This is a genomic window from Candidatus Margulisiibacteriota bacterium, assembly GCA_041650855.1.
Lineage (GTDB): Bacteria > Margulisbacteria > WOR-1 > O2-12-FULL-45-9 > XYB2-FULL-48-7 > JALOPZ01.
Genome location: JBAZKJ010000001.1, coordinates 218,965 through 235,483 on the forward strand (window position 1 = coordinate 218,965; position 16,519 = coordinate 235,483).

Annotated in this window: 18 protein-coding genes; 10 read left to right on the forward strand and 8 right to left on the reverse strand. The window is 58.8% G+C overall.

The window, feature by feature from the left end; genetic code table 11:
* Window positions 1-2: 2 nt before the first annotated feature.
* Both WC529_01120 and WC529_01125 read right to left on the reverse strand, forming a co-directional pair.
* Window positions 3-1,040 carry an AI-2E family transporter gene (locus tag WC529_01120; protein ID MFA5112876.1) on the reverse strand — a complete coding sequence of 346 codons (1,038 nt, stop codon included), beginning with the start codon at window positions 1,038-1,040 and terminating at the stop codon, window positions 3-5.
* Window positions 1,037-3,079: an APC family permease gene (locus WC529_01125; protein MFA5112877.1), complete on the reverse strand. Its 2,043-nt coding sequence runs from the start codon at window positions 3,077-3,079 to the stop codon at window positions 1,037-1,039. The genes WC529_01120 and WC529_01125 overlap by 4 nt, the downstream gene beginning before the upstream one ends.
* 62 nt (window positions 3,080-3,141) lie before the next feature.
* On the opposite strand from WC529_01125, the gene WC529_01130 reads away from it, so the two are divergent.
* Complete coding sequence (locus WC529_01130; protein MFA5112878.1) at window positions 3,142-4,455, forward strand: TrkH family potassium uptake protein; 1,314 nt, start codon at window positions 3,142-3,144, stop codon at window positions 4,453-4,455.
* Complete coding sequence (locus tag WC529_01135) at window positions 4,452-5,117, forward strand: TrkA family potassium uptake protein (GenBank protein MFA5112879.1); 666 nt, start codon at window positions 4,452-4,454, stop codon at window positions 5,115-5,117. Before WC529_01130 ends, WC529_01135 begins: the two co-directional genes overlap by 4 nt.
* Here the strand turns inward: WC529_01135 and WC529_01140 are convergent.
* Genes WC529_01140 through WC529_01155 form a run of 4 tightly spaced genes read right to left on the reverse strand, consistent with a single transcriptional unit; the run spans window position 5,114 to window position 7,790 of the window.
* Window positions 5,114-5,776, reverse strand: a complete 663-nt coding sequence (locus WC529_01140) for a zinc ribbon domain-containing protein (protein ID MFA5112880.1) — start codon at window positions 5,774-5,776, stop codon at window positions 5,114-5,116. The two genes, WC529_01135 and WC529_01140, sit on opposite strands and share 4 nt — an antisense overlap.
* A 2-nt stretch (window positions 5,777-5,778) precedes the next feature.
* Window positions 5,779-6,111, reverse strand: a complete 333-nt coding sequence (locus WC529_01145; GenBank protein MFA5112881.1) for a zinc ribbon domain-containing protein — start codon at window positions 6,109-6,111, stop codon at window positions 5,779-5,781.
* Window positions 6,111-7,280: a hypothetical protein gene (locus WC529_01150; GenBank protein ID MFA5112882.1), complete on the reverse strand. Its 1,170-nt coding sequence runs from the start codon at window positions 7,278-7,280 to the stop codon at window positions 6,111-6,113. The genes WC529_01145 and WC529_01150 overlap by 1 nt, the downstream gene beginning before the upstream one ends.
* 6 nt (window positions 7,281-7,286) lie before the next feature.
* Complete coding sequence (locus WC529_01155) at window positions 7,287-7,790, reverse strand: hypothetical protein (GenBank protein MFA5112883.1); 504 nt, start codon at window positions 7,788-7,790, stop codon at window positions 7,287-7,289.
* 52 nt (window positions 7,791-7,842) lie between these two features.
* On the opposite strand from WC529_01155, the gene WC529_01160 reads away from it, so the two are divergent.
* Genes WC529_01160 through WC529_01190 form a run of 7 tightly spaced genes read left to right on the forward strand, consistent with a single transcriptional unit; the run spans window position 7,843 to window position 13,744 of the window.
* Window positions 7,843-8,484 (forward strand): HAD-IA family hydrolase, encoded by a 642-nt coding sequence (locus WC529_01160; protein MFA5112884.1) that lies wholly within the window; start codon window positions 7,843-7,845, stop codon window positions 8,482-8,484.
* A complete protein-coding gene (locus WC529_01165; GenBank protein ID MFA5112885.1) occupies window positions 8,481-9,059 on the forward strand; it encodes an MBL fold metallo-hydrolase in 579 nt (192 codons plus the stop codon). The genes WC529_01160 and WC529_01165 overlap by 4 nt, the downstream gene beginning before the upstream one ends.
* 22 nt (window positions 9,060-9,081) lie before the next feature.
* On the forward strand, window positions 9,082-9,717 hold the full coding sequence (locus WC529_01170; protein ID MFA5112886.1) for a hypothetical protein: 636 nt from the start codon (window positions 9,082-9,084) through the stop codon (window positions 9,715-9,717).
* A gap of 7 nt (window positions 9,718-9,724) precedes the next feature.
* The gene (locus WC529_01175; protein ID MFA5112887.1) at window positions 9,725-10,648 is read left to right on the forward strand and encodes a DUF475 domain-containing protein; all 924 of its coding nucleotides are present in this window, start codon (window positions 9,725-9,727) and stop codon (window positions 10,646-10,648) included.
* A 31-nt stretch (window positions 10,649-10,679) separates the two neighbouring features.
* Window positions 10,680-11,804 (forward strand): hypothetical protein, encoded by a 1,125-nt coding sequence (locus WC529_01180; GenBank protein MFA5112888.1) that lies wholly within the window; start codon window positions 10,680-10,682, stop codon window positions 11,802-11,804.
* 57 nt (window positions 11,805-11,861) lie between these two features.
* Window positions 11,862-12,866: a choloylglycine hydrolase family protein gene (locus WC529_01185; protein ID MFA5112889.1), complete on the forward strand. Its 1,005-nt coding sequence runs from the start codon at window positions 11,862-11,864 to the stop codon at window positions 12,864-12,866.
* Entirely contained in the window at window positions 12,863-13,744 is an 882-nt protein-coding gene (locus WC529_01190) for a UbiA family prenyltransferase (GenBank protein MFA5112890.1), read from the forward strand. The genes WC529_01185 and WC529_01190 overlap by 4 nt, the downstream gene beginning before the upstream one ends.
* Here the strand turns inward: WC529_01190 and WC529_01195 are convergent.
* Window positions 13,717-14,850 (reverse strand): radical SAM protein, encoded by a 1,134-nt coding sequence (locus tag WC529_01195; protein MFA5112891.1) that lies wholly within the window; start codon window positions 14,848-14,850, stop codon window positions 13,717-13,719. The genes WC529_01190 and WC529_01195 overlap by 28 nt on opposite strands.
* Before the next feature lie 100 nt (window positions 14,851-14,950).
* On the opposite strand from WC529_01195, the gene WC529_01200 reads away from it, so the two are divergent.
* Window positions 14,951-15,688, forward strand: coding sequence for a hypothetical protein (locus WC529_01200; GenBank protein MFA5112892.1), 738 nt, complete (start codon window positions 14,951-14,953; stop codon window positions 15,686-15,688).
* Here the strand turns inward: WC529_01200 and WC529_01205 are convergent.
* Complete coding sequence (locus tag WC529_01205; protein MFA5112893.1) at window positions 15,663-16,496, reverse strand: hypothetical protein; 834 nt, start codon at window positions 16,494-16,496, stop codon at window positions 15,663-15,665. The two genes, WC529_01200 and WC529_01205, sit on opposite strands and share 26 nt — an antisense overlap.
* Between the last annotated feature and the right edge of the window lie 23 nt (window positions 16,497-16,519).

Genomic DNA, 16,519 nt, shown 5'->3' on the forward strand with positions numbered 1-16,519 from the left:
GGTTAAAGGGTCTCCTTGTAGATCTCGATGACGACGTCGAAGATCGTCAGGATGAGCGGGCCGATCAGAATGCCGGGGATACCGAACAGCTGGATGCCGCCCAGGATCCCGAACAGGATGACCAGCGGGTGGATCTTGGCCCGGTCGCCGACGATCTTCGGTTTGAGGAAATTATCGATCAGGCTGATGACGAACGTGCCGTAGATAAAAAGCGCGATCGCCGGCCAGTAGGCGCCGGACATCATCCCGACAAAGACCAGGTAAAGCGCCACCGGCATCCAAACGACGGCCGCGCCGAGCAGCGGGATAATGGAGATGATCGCGGTCAGGAACCCGAGCAGGACCGGGTTGGGGACTCCCAGTGCCCAGAAACCGAGCCAGGCCAGCGTCCCCTGCACCAAGCCGACGACGATCTGCCCCATGATCATCCCCCGGCTCAGATCGTCGAAACGGAGCAATATCTGCTTGTACCGGCCTTCCGGCAGCGGCACCAGCTCGGAAAAGAACTTGTAAAGGTCTTTACCGTGCTTAAGAAAATAATACATCGAAAAGACGGTGATAAAGATATTGAGAATGACCCCGGGAACGCTTTTCAGTACTCCCTGGACCACGCCGATCAGCTGGCCCGCCAGATCGGTCGCCACCTCTTTGAACTGCGGCAGATAGGCCGACCACTGGCTGAGCGCCGGCGGCAAGTTGTTCAGCGGCTGCTGGTCGGTTAAGAAGTTTTGCAGGAATAAATAACCGCTTTTCATCTCCGCGGTCAGCACCACGGTGATAAAAATGGTCGGGATCAGCACTAAAGTAACGATAAAAAGGCAGGTCAGGACCGAACCAAGCTCCTTGGCCCGGATCTTTTTCGGCAGGTAGCGGAGGATGTTCAGGTAAAGCGGGTAAAAGATGTAAGCGAGCGCGGCGGCCGAGAGGATCGCCACCAGGAACGGCCGAACGATCAAAAATGACAGCAGGATGACGACCACGGAAACGACGACGGCGACGGTCCGGCGGTACGACTCGAGGCGCTGGGCTTCCTTGCTCATGATGGGCTAATTATACCAGAATAAACCACCGGTGTAAGCTCGACCGGCAGGACATAAAGGTGGAGTTTCATTTCGTACAGGCGCCGCTGCAGGGCAAAAAGCGTGTGGTTGTGCAAAATGTTCGCGACGATCGCCGTTTTGGGGAAAATTATCTGCCCGCCGAAAAAAGTCGCGTTGGGATAACGCGCTAGCAGTTCGGGCACGAACTTTTCGATCTCTTCGACCGTGTCGATCCCGTAAAGGGCGTGCGCTTCCGCGTGGTAGCCGTGCCTTCTCATTAATTCAACGTAGCGCTGCAGCTCGCCGGAGACCTTGCGCTGGACCCGGTCCAGCTCTTCCGTCCCCTTGAACGCGGCCGAATCGATCAGCCCGACCTGGACAAAAACAAAATTACGGAACGGCGTCAGGAACGACGGAAAAATATGGAAGATCGTCTTCAGCCCCGCGCCGTTAAAATCCTTGACCAAAACGATCGCTGTCCGGTCCTGCCGGTTCACCTCTTTCTTCGCGACCTCGGGGATATCCCGGACCGGCTGACTGGCCTCGACCTCGTCGACGATCTCGTCGAGTTTCTTGATCTGTTCGTCGACTTGCTCGTAGTTCTGTTTGATCAGGACCATCAGCGCCGCCAGGGTACCGGTGATCAGCAGGGTGATCCAGCCCCCCTCAAAGAACTTGACCACGACCACCGAGACCAGGATAAAGCCGGTCAACAGCAGGCCGATCCCGTTGATCGCCAGTTTGGTCCGCCAGTCCTTGACCGTGCGGCGGACTTCCCACCAATGCTTGACCATCCCCACCTGGGAAAGGCAAAAAGTGATAAAAACGTTAATGCTGTAAAGCACGACCAGGTAACCGACCGACCCGCCGGTCGCGACCATCAGGATCAACGCCCCGATCCCCATGATCAATATCCCGTTCATCGAAACCAACCGGTCGGACAATAAAGCGAAACGTTTCGGCACCCAGCGGTCGGCCGCCATATTGGCCAGCACCCGGGGGCCGTCTATAAAGCCTGCCTGGGCGGCGACAAAAAGGATCGCCGCCTCCGACACCAGGGTGACTAAAATAAAGGTCAGGCCGAATATCCCCCAATTGCCGGCGACCCGTTCGAACAGGACCGCGTTGATCGTTTTACCCTCCACCGGTGCAACCTGGTAAAGCGCGTAGGCGAACATCAAACCGAGCACGACCGACGCCAGCGAGATCACCATATACTTCATCGTCTTTTTGGCCGTCTGGACCTTCGGCTCTTTCAGGATCGGTAAACCGTTGCTGACCGCTTCGATCCCGGTGTAAGTCCCCGCCCCCATGCTGTAGGCGCGCAGCAGCAAAAAGACCATCCCGAGAAAACCGAGTTCAGCGGTAGAGCTGCGGACATCGACCGCCGTCGCCCGGGCGACTTCCGGCAGATTGAACAAATGGGTGACCAGGGCGAAGATAATAACGAACGCGTGCGTCAGGACAAAGAGCATGAAGATCGGCATCAGCACCATTACCGACTCCTTGACCCCGCGCAGGTTAAGGACGATCAGGATGACCAAAGCCGCCAGGGCAAAAGGGACCTTCCAGATCAGCCAATCGGGCGGCAGCAGGCTGAACAACGCGTCGGCGCCGCTGGCGATCGAGAGGGTGATCGTCAGAACATAGTCGATCAACAAAGCGCAGCCGGAGAACATGCCGACCACCGGCGTAAGCAAATGGCTGGCGACGATATAACCGCCGCCGCCGGTCGGGAACAGTTCGACGATCTGGGAATAGCTTTCGGCAATGACAAAAATCGTGACCGCGGTCGCCAGGGCGACCAGCAGACCGAGAAAATGGTGTTTACCGAGCGTGATAAAAGCTTCCGACGGTCCGTAGCAGGAAGAAGACAAACCGTCGGCCCCGAGACCGACCCAGGCAAAAAAAGCGATCAGGGAAAGGTGTTGAAAAACCGAGCGGTCAAGCGGGTTGCGCGCTTCACCGATAAAGAGCCGTTTCAACCGACCGGTGATCGAACCAAATAAAGACACCCGCTTTTTCAGCAAACTGGCCATCAAGCGCAGTAGCATAGCACCAAGTTGCTTTCGATACAAATTAGTATTAATATAATCGGGAAATGTTCCATTTGCGGCCGCCCGTTATTATCGCTTTAAGTTTTTTTCTGGTGATCCTGGCCGGCGGGATACTCTTGTCTCTGCCGGTCTCCTCGGCCAAGGGCACGCCGACCGATTTACTGGACGCCTGCTTTACCGCTAACTCCGCCACCTGCGTCACCGGGCTGGTAACGCTCGATACCGGCGTCCATTTTTCCCTTTTCGGGCTGGTCGTACTGATGGGGCTGATGCAGATCGGCGGGCTTGGTTACATGACCTTCTCCGTTTTCATTCTCCTGGTCTTCCGGCAAAAGCTCTTTATTTCCCAGAAGCTGATGATCCAGGAGGCGCTCAACATCTATTCGACCCAGGATGTTTTAAGGGTCCTGCGCAAGATCTTCAGTATCGTCTTTTTGATCGAAGGGGCCGGCGCGCTGGTCCTCTTTCTCCGCTGGCTTCCCGAGTTCGGCTGGAAAAAGGGGCTGCTCTACGGCGTGTTCCATTCCATCTCGGCGTTCAATAACGCCGGTTTCGCCCTGCCGGCCAATTTTGCCAACCTGATGCCGTACGTCACCGACCCGGTCGTCAACCTGACGGTCACTTCGCTGATCATCGTCGGCGGCATCGGTTTTATCGTCATCGCCGACATTCTGCAGCACAAGAAATTATCGCTCCACTCCAAGGTCGCGATCACCGCCACCCTCGCCCTGCTGTTCGTCGGCACGATCCTCATCTTCGCCCTGGAGCAGAGCAACCCCAAGACCCTGGGGCCGCTCAACCTCCAGGGCAAAGTCCTGGCCTCTTATTTCCAGGCGGTAACGCCGCGCACTGCCGGGTTTAACACGATCGATTTCGGCAAGGTCGTGCCGGCCACCGCGCTGTTCACCATGTTCCTGATGTTCATCGGCGCCAGCCCGGGCGGTACCGGCGGCGGCATCAAGACGACGACCTTCGCCCTGATCCTGGCGACGATCTGGGCGACGCTGAAGGGCTTTAAGAACACGACGCTGTTCGGCCGCCGGGTGCCGGCCGAAACGATCCGCCGTTCCTTTGCCGTCGCCTTTCTCGCCCTGACGGTCGTGGCGCTCGCCATCTTCGTCCTGAACAACACGGAGAGCTTCGGCGTGATGGAAGAAGCGTTCGAGGTCTTTTCCGCCTTCGGCACCGTCGGCCTTTCAATGGGGATCACCCCCTACTTGAGTTCCGCCGGGAAACTGATCATAATGCTGGTGATGTTCATCGGCCGGGTTGGCCCGCTTACCCTGATGCTCGCCCTGGCCATGGGCCAAAAAGAACCGAGAGTCGAGTTACCAAAGGAGGGAATTTCGATCGGATGAAAAAGCAATTCGCGGTATTAGGGATCGGCCGGTTCGGGAGCAAGATCGCGCGGGAATTGTATTACAAGAAGCAGGAGATCATCGCCATCGATAAGGACGAAGCGGTGATCGAGGGGATCAAGGACCAGGTGACCCACGCGTTCGTCGGCGACATCACCGACGAGGCGGCGCTGAAGGAGGCCGGCGTCTGCGATTGCGACGTCGTGATCATCGCCGAGTCGACCAACATGGAGAGCAACATCGTCGCCGCCCAGATCTGCAAGAGCATGGGCATCCCCACCGTCATCTGCAAGGCCCAGAACACCGTCCACGGCAAGATCCTGCAGAAGATCGGGGTGGACCAGGTGGTTTTCCCGGAGCAGGATACCGCCATCAAGCTGGTCAACAAGCTGACCAGCCAGGGCGTGCTCGATTATTTCGACGTCGGGGAGAACATCGCCATCATCGGGACCAAGCCGCAGGCCAGCTGGGTCGGGCGGAAGCTGGCCGATCTTGACCTGCGCAACAAGTTCAACGTCACGATCCTGGCGGTCCGCCGGGGGAACGAGAACATGGTGATCCCGGCCTGGAGCACGATCATTGAGGCGAACGACACCCTGGTCCTGATCGGCCGGGAAGAGACGCTAAAAGAGCTGAACCTCGATATCACTCACAAGACTTAGATCTTCGTCCCGCACTCGCCGCAGAACCGGGTCCCGGCCGGGCTTTCCGCGCCGCACTTGGCGCATTTGACCAGCCCCAGGGGCGAGCCGCAGTTCGCGCAAAACTTCCCCTCGCCTGCCGGTTTACCGCATTTGGGGCAGAGGGTCTGCTTGCTTTTGATCTCCCCTTTGAAGACCGTGGTATTTTCCGCCTGCGCTTCGATATCCTTGACCATTTTTTTCGCTTTGGCCGCGGCGACCTCGATCGCCTGACGGGGCGCGTCATCGACGCAGAGGCCTTCTTGCTCGTTCCAGTCGGTCGGGCAAACCCACTTTTTGCATTTGGGGCAGCGGTGGAAATGCTCTTTTGCCTCGTTCTGGGCTAACTCGAACGCCGCGTCGTGTTCCTTTTGCCATTCGGGCGACATCCCGCTGAAGCGCTGCGTCAGCAAGTCCGCTCCCCGTTCCAGGTTATAACCGACGTTATATTTCCCCATCATCGAAGCCGCCATGGAGACGCCGGCCGCCAGCCCTTTCAGGAAACCGGCCTTCTTGGTCGCCTTGCATTCCACGAACTTGGTCTTGTACCCTTCCCGGCAGAGGTCGCAATAAAAAGTGAATTGAAAACCGGCCTCGGTCGAGTTGTCCTGCATGTTATCGGTAAAGGATTGGAGCGCCATCGTTATTTACCCCCCTTGAGCGGTTTCCCGCATTTGGCACAGTTGTCGCCCAGCGGCGGCTGTTCCGTTTTGCACTTCGGGCAGACGACCGTCAGCCGGGCGCCGCACGCCGCGCAGTAATCGTCGAAAAAAGTCTTCTGCCCGCACTTGGGGCAGCTCACTTGCAGTTCCAAACCGCAGTGCTCGCATTTCTGCCACTCTTTTTTTAGCGGGTTGCGGCATTTAGGACAGCGGGGAGAACCGGCCGGGTTCACTTTGCCGCATAACGGGCAGACGTTGGCGTCGGACGAGATCAATTCGTGGCAATACCGGCAGGGGACTTTATAACCGACCATCAGGAGGCCTCCTTATCGCTTTCGATCCCGAGCAATTCTACCACACTTTTTTTCCACTGCTCCGCGTCGGAGTGGATGGCGCGGCCGAGGAAGCGCTCGCGCAGCAGCTTCAGGCCCGGCAGGCGGGCGATCGAGAATTTATAACGCTGGTATTGCGGCTCCTCCAGCTTTTCCGCCGGCAGATAGACCGGTTCGCGGCGGAAATTGATCTCGCACAGCGCCCGGCTAAGCTGCGGCAGGTCGTCTTGGCCGGTCAGGCGGAAAAAGTATGTCGCCCGGCTATCCTCTTCTTCGGCGGACAGGGAGACCGCTTCCAGGGCGACCGCCCGCTGCTTGGGCAGCGGGATCAGCGCCCAGAGATAATCGGCTTCGCCGCCGCCGCCGAGGCCGCGCTTGAGACCGAACAAAACCTGCTCCCGGTCCGCCAAAGAAAATAAATATTGCGGGTCGCCCTGCTCCACGGCGCCGGCCAATTTCTGCTCCAAAACCGGCCAGAGACCGGGCGCCAGCTTTGCCACCTCTTTTTGGGCGGCCGCCCGCCCCTCGCGAAAATGTTCCGCCAGTTGGCGCGTCGCTTCCGGGCTCAAACCGGGCGATAACGCTTTGAGCAGCGCCTGGGCCCGCAAACTGAGCTCCGCCAAAGCGGTTTGCAGCTCCCGGCTGAAAGGCTCGAGCCAGCTCCCCATCATGGTAAAAACATACTGCCGGTTATCTCCGGCCTTGACGGTCAAGCGGAAATCAGCCTGGCGATTTTCCGTGATCTCCGCCAGCGGCACGCGGATCAGCTCGGCCTTGTCGGGCATGATGACCAGGGCGGTTTCGTATAAGCGGAGCTCGCAGGGAACGCCGCCCAGCTCCGCCTTAACGTCGCCCAGCCGGACCTTTTCCTTAATAAGCAGATCCGAGATAATCTGTTCGTTACGCCGTTTGGCCAGGGTGCGGAGAAAGTCCTCATAGTCGTAGCCCAGCTCGCTCAAGGCGAGCTTCTCGCCGGAAAACATGACGAGAGAAATGCGGAAGTCGGCGCCGGCCAGCTCAACAATGTCGCGCAGGGAGTAAAAAAGCGCCGGCCCCTCTTTGGGCTTGACGCGCAGGCCGTCCTCAAGCAGGGCAAGCTGGCATTCCGCCGGCGGGGCCGCGTTCAGCGCGTAACTGCCATTTAGCTCCACGGCCGGTTAAATGTTGAAGCTTTGCGAGAAACCGCCCTGGACGTACGCGGTGGAGTTGGAGGTGGAAGTGGACTTGGTGGCATCGGGTACCATATAGCGATACTCAATACCGGCCGTCAATCCGCCAACCCCCATTCTGGCCCCGATCTCCGCCTGATAACCGGTCGTCGAGTTGGTCGACCCGCCTCTGGTGACCGAATGGTAACCGAGACCGGCGCCGGCGTAGGGAGTGACCACCCCGGCAAAAGTCTGGCTGAAGATCAGGTCGACGGTCGCCGGCATGTAAGTGACCGAGCCGAGCGCGTCATTGTAAGTGGTGGTATCGACTGCGCCGCGGAGCGAAACGTTCGGCACTAAAGTGTACTCAGCCGCCACGCCGTACATCATTGAAGAGCTGACGCCGGACCCGGGATTGTACATACCCGCCCGGCCGGAAACGTTGAGCGTATTCGCCAGTACCGAACCAGCCATGAGACCAAGCACCAAAGCAACCAATAAACATTTTTTCATTTTACCCCCCTGTTTTGGGTAGATAATAGCACTATGTTATACTTAAAATCAAATGATACCGGTCGACCTGCTCCTCTTTGACTTTGACGGCACGCTGGCGGACTCGCTGCCGGCGGCGGTCGCCGCGATCCAGGCGATGCTGGAGGAACTTAAGTACCCGCCCAAAACCGCCGCGGAGATCAACAGCTACATCGGCTTTGGCGAAGTAGCCCTGGTCGCCGGCGCGATCGGGAGCGACGACCCGGCTAAGCTCCGGCAGGCGCGCGACCGTTATTACCATCAGGTCCGGGCCAGGGTCCCGGAGATCCGGCTTTACCCCCACGTCCGGGAAACTCTTAAATACTTCAAGGACAAGATCAAGATCGTCCTCTCCAACAAGCGGGACGAATTCATCCACCTGATCCTGGAGGAACAGGGGGTACGCCCCTACTTCACGCAGATCCTGGGCGGCGATTCCTCGACCTGCCTTAAGCCCGACCCTTGCACGATCAACGAACTCGTAAAAAAGGAGCGGATCAGCAAAGAAAAAACGCTCCTCGTCGGCGACATGACCGTGGACGTCGAGACCGGCAAGAACGCCGGAATCCGCACCTGCGCCGTCACCTACGGGTTCGACAGCCGCGAAAAGTTGGCCGCCCAAAAGCCGGACTTCCTGATCGACGATTTCGGCAAGCTCCGGGAGCTGGTCGGGTGAAGGTCCAGCGGCTCAAGGCCGGTCCGATCCGGACCAACTGCTATGTCGTGGCAGACGAAGCGAGCAAGCAGGCGTTGGTCATCGATTGCGGCGGGGAACCGGAAAAGATCCTCGCCCTGCTCGCCAAGAACGGGCTGAAATTAACGCTGATCGTCGCCACGCACGGCCATTGGGACCATCTGGAGGGGATCCGCTTGCTCAAGGAGAAGACCGGCGCCCGCTTCCTGATGCACCAGGCCGACCTATTCGGCTTAAAAACGACCGACGCCCCCCAGCCCGACGGCTTGCTCCAGGACGGGGATAAGGTGGAATGCGGAACGCTGAATTTTGCGGTTATGCACACGCCGGGCCATTCGCCCGGCGGCATCTCGCTTTACAATGAACGGGAAAAAGTCCTGTTTAGCGGCGACACGCTCTTCCTCGGGACATGCGGCCGGGTCGATCTCCCCTATTCCGACGAAGCGGCCATGGTCGATTCGCTCAAGCGTTTGCTCAAGCTCCCGCCCGAGACCGCCGTCTACCCCGGCCACGGCAACCCGACTACTATCGCCGCTGAACAAAACATTATGCTATAATCCGCCCAGGAGGCGATGAAAAATGATAGCAGAAAGTGCCAAACAGGCCCAGGCGATCCTCCGCGATCCCGCGCATTTTCAATGGTACGTTGTTCCGCTGCTCCTGGTCGTCCTGTACATCTATTCCGTCGAGGTCGAAAGAAAGAACTGGAACATCGTGTTTGGCGGCCTGGCCCTGTGGGGGATGGACTGGTTCAACGAGATCTGGAACGGGCTCTTTTTCCATTTCAATAAATTCGCTCCGGTCTGGGGAACGCCGGGCGCCACCGCTTACAATATATTGATCGGCCTGAATATCGAGATCACCTTCATGTTCGCCATTATGGGCGTTTACGCCTGCAAAATGCTTCCGGCCGACAAGAAGCTGAAGATCTGGGGCATCCCGAACCGCTGGTTCTTCGCCGTGCTCAATTCCCTGCTCGCCGTCGGCATCGAAGTCGTTCTCAACCTGGTCGGCGCGCTGACCTGGGAGTTCCCGTGGTGGAACCTTGGGGCGCCGTGGCTGATCTTCCTGATCGGTTATCTCCCCTTCTTCGTGGTCTGTTTCTGGGTCCACGATATGAAGAAGGTCCGGGATAAGGTGGTTGCCGTCAGCGCGATCCTCGGCTTTGACGCGCTTTGCTTGATCGTTTTCGGCGCGGTCCTGGGCTGGATCTAGAGTCCTGATGAACCTTTTTTCAGCCTTGTTAGTGATCGCCGGGCTTTGCCTGTTCGAGATCATCTCGAGCATTGATAACGCCATTATCAATGCCGAAGTCCTGACCACGATGGGGCAAAAAGCGCGGCGCTGGTTCCTGATTTGGGGCATTCTGATAGCGGTCTTTGTGATCCGCGGTTTCCTCCCCTGGTTAATTGTCTGGTCGGTCAATCCCGCGCTCGGCCCGCTTGGCGCGCTGACCGCCTCTTTTTCCAGCGACCCGGCGGTCGTGGCGGCGGTTGAAAGTTCCGCTCCGATCCTCCTGGCCGGCGGCGGGATATTTCTGATCTTTCTCTTTCTCCATTGGCTTTTTCTGGAGGACAAGAACTTCGGCCTGCCGAAGACGGAAAAATTCTTTCTCCGTCAGGGGGTCTGGTTTTACGCCGTCGTTTCCCTCATGCTGACGCTGGTTTCCTGGTTCGCGCTGCAGCGCGACGCGATGATGGCGTTCGGGGCGATCGTCGGCTCGACCGCTTTCTTTATCACCCACGGCTTCAAGCAAAACGCCGAGGAGAACGAAAAAAAGCTGCTCGGCAGCAACTACTCTGATATCAGCAAGATTTTTTACCTGGAGATAATTGACGCCACCTTTTCGATCGACGGGGTACTGGGGGCGTTCGCCTTTACGCTGTCGATCCCGCTGATCCTGATCGGTAACGGCCTGGGCGCCATAGTCGTCCGCCAGCTAACGATCACCGGCATCAGCCAGATCAGGAAGTATCTCTATCTGAAGAACGGGGCGATGTACTCGATCGTGGCGCTGGGGATAATCATGTTATTACGCGCCTTTGGCTTTCAGCTGCCGGAATGGCTCTCCCCGGTCATTACCTTCGGGATAATTGGCTTCTTCTACTCCAAGTCGCGGCAGCACCTGGCCAGCGTTTCCGCCTGAAATCACCCGGGTTTCCGGGCGATAAAAGGGCATGGTAAGCGTTTCCACCATCGCCCCCCGGCGGACAATGACGCTCCGGAGCAGCGAACTGCTCAATGACCACGGCAGTTTTTCCGGAGCGAACCGGGCCCGCGCGCTGTTCGACCAGCTCCGGCCGGATCACCCGGAGGTGGGCGCCCAGTTGGGCAACGCTTTTACCAGGCGGTATTCCCTCGCCCTGCTCGGCCTGGAAAAAAACCTGCTGGCCGAAGCCGACCGGGTCAAGGGGCTGACCGGCCGCGAACCGCTCGATTACGAAACCAATCCAACGGCCACTTTTTCCTCCCAGCTGAACTATATGCGGAACTTCGCGCTGCTTAGCGCCTTTGTCCGCTCCGGCGGAACGCTGGAGCTCGACCTGCTGTCCGACAATCTCGGGATGGACTTCTTCCAGTTGTTCATCGCCCTGCAGCGGGGGAAAAAATACGGCCTGGCCCGGAGCGAGAACGGTTTTAGCCTGCGGCGGTTCGCCGGGGAGCCGAGCAGCGCCCCATACCTGCAAAAGGTCAGGGATTCCCTGCTGCTGGGCGGCGACCACGACCTGACCCCCCTGGAAAAAAAGGTTTTCGAGATCGCCCTGCAAAAGTCGAACGTCAGGCTGATCGCCGATCCCACGCGCGCCGAATCCCTCCCCCTCGTCACGGGGAGCACCGGCCAGATCTTCATCGGCAATACGCTGACGCTCCCCCGCCCGATCAAGCCGAGCGAACGGCACCTGGCGCTGAAAGACGGGCACGGCGCGTATCTCTTTGCCGGGCTGCCGGGGATCACCGACGACGCGTCGCTTATCCTCCCGAAGATCAGCCGGATGGACAACCGGGATTTTGTCGGCGCGGACGGCGAACACAGCGAGTGCGTTAAGATGTTCTCGCCGGTTTTCCTCGAGCTTTACGGCGACCGGGTCTACCGGGCGGCCGTCAGTTACACCGGGGGATACGTCCGGCTGGCGATCACCGGCCTGGTCAAATCGTTCGATCCCGCCGTTCCGGCGGAATTCTTCGTCCGGGAAAACGACCTGCCGAAGATCGCGCTCGCCTGCCGGCGGGCGTTCGGCGAACAGTTCTCCCGGTTCGATCTGGTCTGCCCCTTTTCTCTCCCTCTATCCAATCTACTGTAAGGCCCCGGCCATTTTGCTATAATACTGCCCGGACCCCGCACTAACCGGGAGGAAAAAATGAACAAATCAAGATCGGTCTTCGTGCTCCTGCCCCTGATCGTCTGTTTGCTTGCTCCGCTTGCCGCCGCCTGCAGCGATTTCCGGGTCAAAGCCCAGGACGGCACGATCGTGGTCGGTCGTTCAATGGAATTCCCGGTCGATCTTAAATCCGAGGTCTGCGTCGTCCCGCGCGGCGCCGGGCAATACGGTTTCCTGGCGATCAACGCGTTCGGCATCAAGGACGCTTACGTGGAAGGCTTCAACGAAAAAGGGCTGTCGCTCGACGGGCTGATGTACGCCGGCGCGGAATATGAGCCGGCAGTCGCCGGCCGCTCCCTGCCGGTCGACTCTTTCGGCCCCTGGCTGCTCGGCAGCTTTGCCACCGTCGACGAAGTGAAAGCGGCGCTGACGACGGTCAGCATTACCGCCCCCCGCAACAAAAAGCTCAAGGACCTGGGGATGCACATCGCCGTGCACGACGCGTCCGGCCGCAGCCTGGTGATCGAGTTCATCGGCGGGAAAAGGCAGGTCTATGACAATCCGCTCGGGGTGATGACCAACCGCCCCGGTTTCGACTGGCAGCTGAGCAACCTGCGTAATTACGTCAACCTGAACGCCCGCGACGTCGCGGCGAAAACGCTCAACGGCGTCAAGATCGAAGCGACCGGCGTCGGCAGCGGTTTGCACGGGTTGCCGGGCGACTGGACGCCGCCCTCCCGCTTCGTCCGCCTGGCCTTCGCCCTGGACGCCGCCCTCCCGCCGAAAAACGCGGCCGGGGCCGTCAACCTGGCCGAACACCTGCTTAACATCGTCGATATCCCGAAAGGGGCGGTCAAGGAACCGACCGAAGTGCCCGACGTCTTTTTATACGGCTTCGCCCAGTGGGTAGTGATTAAAGACCTGACCAATCGGGTCCTTTACTTCAAGACCTACGATAATACCGCCTGGAAAACGGTCGACCTGAAGAAATTCAACCTGGCCGCCGGCGCACCGCGCCAGTCCTTCGCCATAGCGGTTAAATGAAACAATTTAAAGCCTATCTCGACCTGCTCCGGCTCCATTTCCTTCCCGCCTGGCCGGCGATCTTCTGCGGCGGGCTGTTCCTCGGCTTTATTCTCCACGGCGGCTTCTCGGTCGGACTGGTCGTCAAGGCGGTCCTGATCGCCGCGTTCGGCTTTGAATGCGGTTTTATCCTGAACGACCTGATCGACGTCGATCACGACAAGAAAGACGTCGAACCGGACCTGACCAATTATTTCCGCCCCTTCCATACCCGGCCGCTGGCCAACGGCACGATCAGCGTCCGCGCCGCCTGGGGGTTGTTCGCCGCCTGTTTCCTGGGCGCGGTCGGCTTAACGCTCTCGCTTCCTTTCCCGCACTCGCTCTACGTCATGGCGATCGGCTGTTACAGTTTTGCGGCGGAGGCTTTCTACCAATTGAAGAAACGGCGGCAGTCTTTCCCCTGGTCGCAACTGATCGGCCGGACCGATTTCGCCCTCTTTCCCGTCGCCGGCTACTTGTGCGTGGCGCATCCCGACCCGGCGGCGCTGCTGATCTTCCTCTTTTTCTATCCGCTGGCGGAAGCTCACCTGGGGATCAACGACTTGATCGACGTGAAGAACGACCGGGCCCGGGGGATGAAGGCGATCCCGATCCTGTACGGGATCAACGGGGCAAAAGCGTGGATCGCCGGGTTTTCACTGCTCCACCTGCTGGTCGGCGGCTCACTCTTGTATTTTTATGGCAGCGTCGTTCCCGTCTGGTTCCTGCTCGGCTTTATCCTGATCATTATCGCCAATGTTATCTGCCTGCAGGAAAAACTGCCGATCCCGAAGCTGGCCGCCTTGCCTCTCATCCACCTGACGATGTTCGTCTATTCCCTGGCGGTGATCTTCAGGTAATCGGCCGCTTTGTCCATGATCGCCAGGGCTTTGTCCGGCTCTTCCAGAATGTCGGCGATCACTTCGAACGGGTCGGCGCACGTTGCCGTTAACCGGCCGAACTCGGGATAGAGGTTAGCAGCCAGCCGATACAAGTCGCCCGCCATTCCCCGGCTGATCATGATCAGGACCGGGTCAAAATTGGCGTCGGCAATGATCCGGGGAAGCGTGTTCTCGACCAGGTCGCCGATCGGGTACAACCCGAGATACATGTATAATCCGGCCGGGTAGACAAAACCGAGCGGATCAACGGCAATAGTATCCTCGGCGATTTGCTCGACCCGGCGGTAAGAATCGAGCTCCAGCAACGGACTATTTTCCCGGATGATCGCCCCGAGCGGCATTTCTCTTAGGACCTTCGCGCGGCCTACCATTAAAGGGAAATTGTTCAAGACCCTGAGGCGCTTCTCTCCGGTCTGGAACAGGTACCCCAAACCGGTTAGCCTGTCGCCCAACCGGTGATTCATGATCTCGATCCCTTCCTCTGCGGGGATCGGCTGGTCGTGCAAAGCCTCGATGACGATCTGTCCATTAAGGCCGCTCTCACCGAACAAGCGGACAAAATTAATAAGCCCCCTGGCTTCCTCTTCGGAACGCGACAAAGCGTAAGAAAGGTTGAATTGTAAAACGTTCTCTGTCCGGCTTCCCCACCCGTTCTGCCAGAGCCGGTCGAACAATCTGACGGCGGTCAACTCCGGCATTTTGGTGTTGGTCTGGATCGCCAGCAGCCATGCCGCCCTGATAGCCAGCGCCGCCGCTCCCAGTAAAGTTTCAAAGCGGGTGGTCGGTTCTCCGCCGGTCAAAACGACCGCGGGAATACCGCTCTCTCTTGCTCCAACAAGCGCTTTGGCCATGATCTCCGGCGACATTAACTCTTTCCCGTCAGGCCCAACGCTGGCGGAACAGTAAGCGCACCGAGAATTACAGCGATCGGTCAAGCCAAGGCCGAGTTTTAACGGATGGAAATCGCCCGCCCCGCCAACACCGGCGCTTTTGACCCGGTTGATAATCGCCTGCCGGGTGGCAAGAAAATTACTGGCCTGCCTGGTTTTGTTTGCCGCGAGCATACCCTTTTTATCGCCCGGCAGTCCCCGACATTTCACCCATTAATGCTTTTGGTTCCTCAGTTCCCCAGTCCCTTTTCCCCATTTCTGTTATAATACCAGCGTGAAAAAACGAGCCGTTGATCTTTTCCTGCTGGCGATCGGCCTTTTTGCGCTTGTCGGTTGCGGCCAGCAAAGCCAACCCTCGACCGGCCCGATCTTTACCGATCCGCTCGTTAAACTGGCCGAACTTTCCAGCCAGGACTTTACCACGAAGCTTTTTTATGAAGCGGTGGTGCTGGAACCGAAACTGCAACGGGCCGGCGTCCGCGTCAGCTACGGGTTCTGGTCGCGTTCGCCGAACCGCGACAACCTGATCGTGCTCCTTAACGCGATCAACGGCTATACCTCGACCGAAACTTACCGGGCGATCTGGGATGAAGGGACGACGACGTCGACCGCCCAGCAATATCCCTCTTATATCACGATGAACAAGGAATACTGGTACGAACGCGCTTACCCGCTGAGCGACGGGACCGTCTCGATCGAAGGGGTCCATTACACCGACCCGCACCCGGTCACCACGTTTGAAGCCGACCTGATCTGGGGAGAATATTCCCAGCGTTATGCCGATATGGCGACATTGATCCGGCAGGCAACGGGGATAACAGTGGAGGCGTGGTGTTTCGTCCAGGGGGCGCGGGCGACCAGGATATTTTACGCTTTTGAGTTACCGGAGCTGACCTTGCTGGAAGCGGCCGGCGATGCTTATGTCCACTTCGCGACGACCTACGAAGCGAGCTGGTTGAACCCGGGCCAGTGGATAACGGGGACGACTAACGCGCCGACGCCGGAGCCTTGATCCCTTTCTCCAGCCGGTCCGCGAGCTGGGAATAAGACGTCCGTTTCTCCGGATCACTTACCTGCCGCGCGTAACGCCGGTAGGCGGACACCGCTCTTTTCAACGGGCTAACCGCTCTCGGCAGGGCCGCCAAGGCATCTTTGATCAGCTCGTACATGGCAAGCGCTCGTTCGGCGGCTTTTAAGTAACATTCCGCGTCGAACCGTTCCCCTTTTTCGAAATAGAGCGAGACCAGGTTATCGAGCTCAAAGGTCGCGCCGCGCATTTCCCGCTTATCGGAGAACAACCGGTAAGCCCGCTCCTTATTCTCGATCACCTCTTCCAGATTGGCGAGCGTGTCGAATCCCGGGGCGTTCTTGCGCAGGAAGCTCAAGGCGTTGGCCCGGTAAGAGAGCGCGTAGGCGATCTGCAGGGTCGATCTTTTCAGCCGCTGGAACTGCTGCAGCGATGCGGTGCGCAAAGCGAGCGCTTCCTGCAAAAGGGTAACCGCTTCCGGCTGGCTCACCGGCAGGGGGTCGCCCGTCCGCTCCTGCACCAGAAAATATTTGGCAAAAATTTCGACGGCGGAAGAGGCGTGGCCGAGCTGGAAACCGGCGTTCAGGAAATCGTTCCCGGCGGCGTATTCCGCGGCCGCCTGTTTACGGCCTTCGACGATCTCCCTGACCAGTCCTTTGACCGACGGGTCCCGGAAACCGCTCAGTGGCAGCCGGTTGAATTGCTCCTGTTTCCGCCGCGTGATCCGTTCGAAATTGTTTACCGGCCGGGTCGGGCCGGCCGTGCGCGCCGGTCCAACAGTTGTAACCCCCATTTATTTGCTCCTTATTGCGCCAA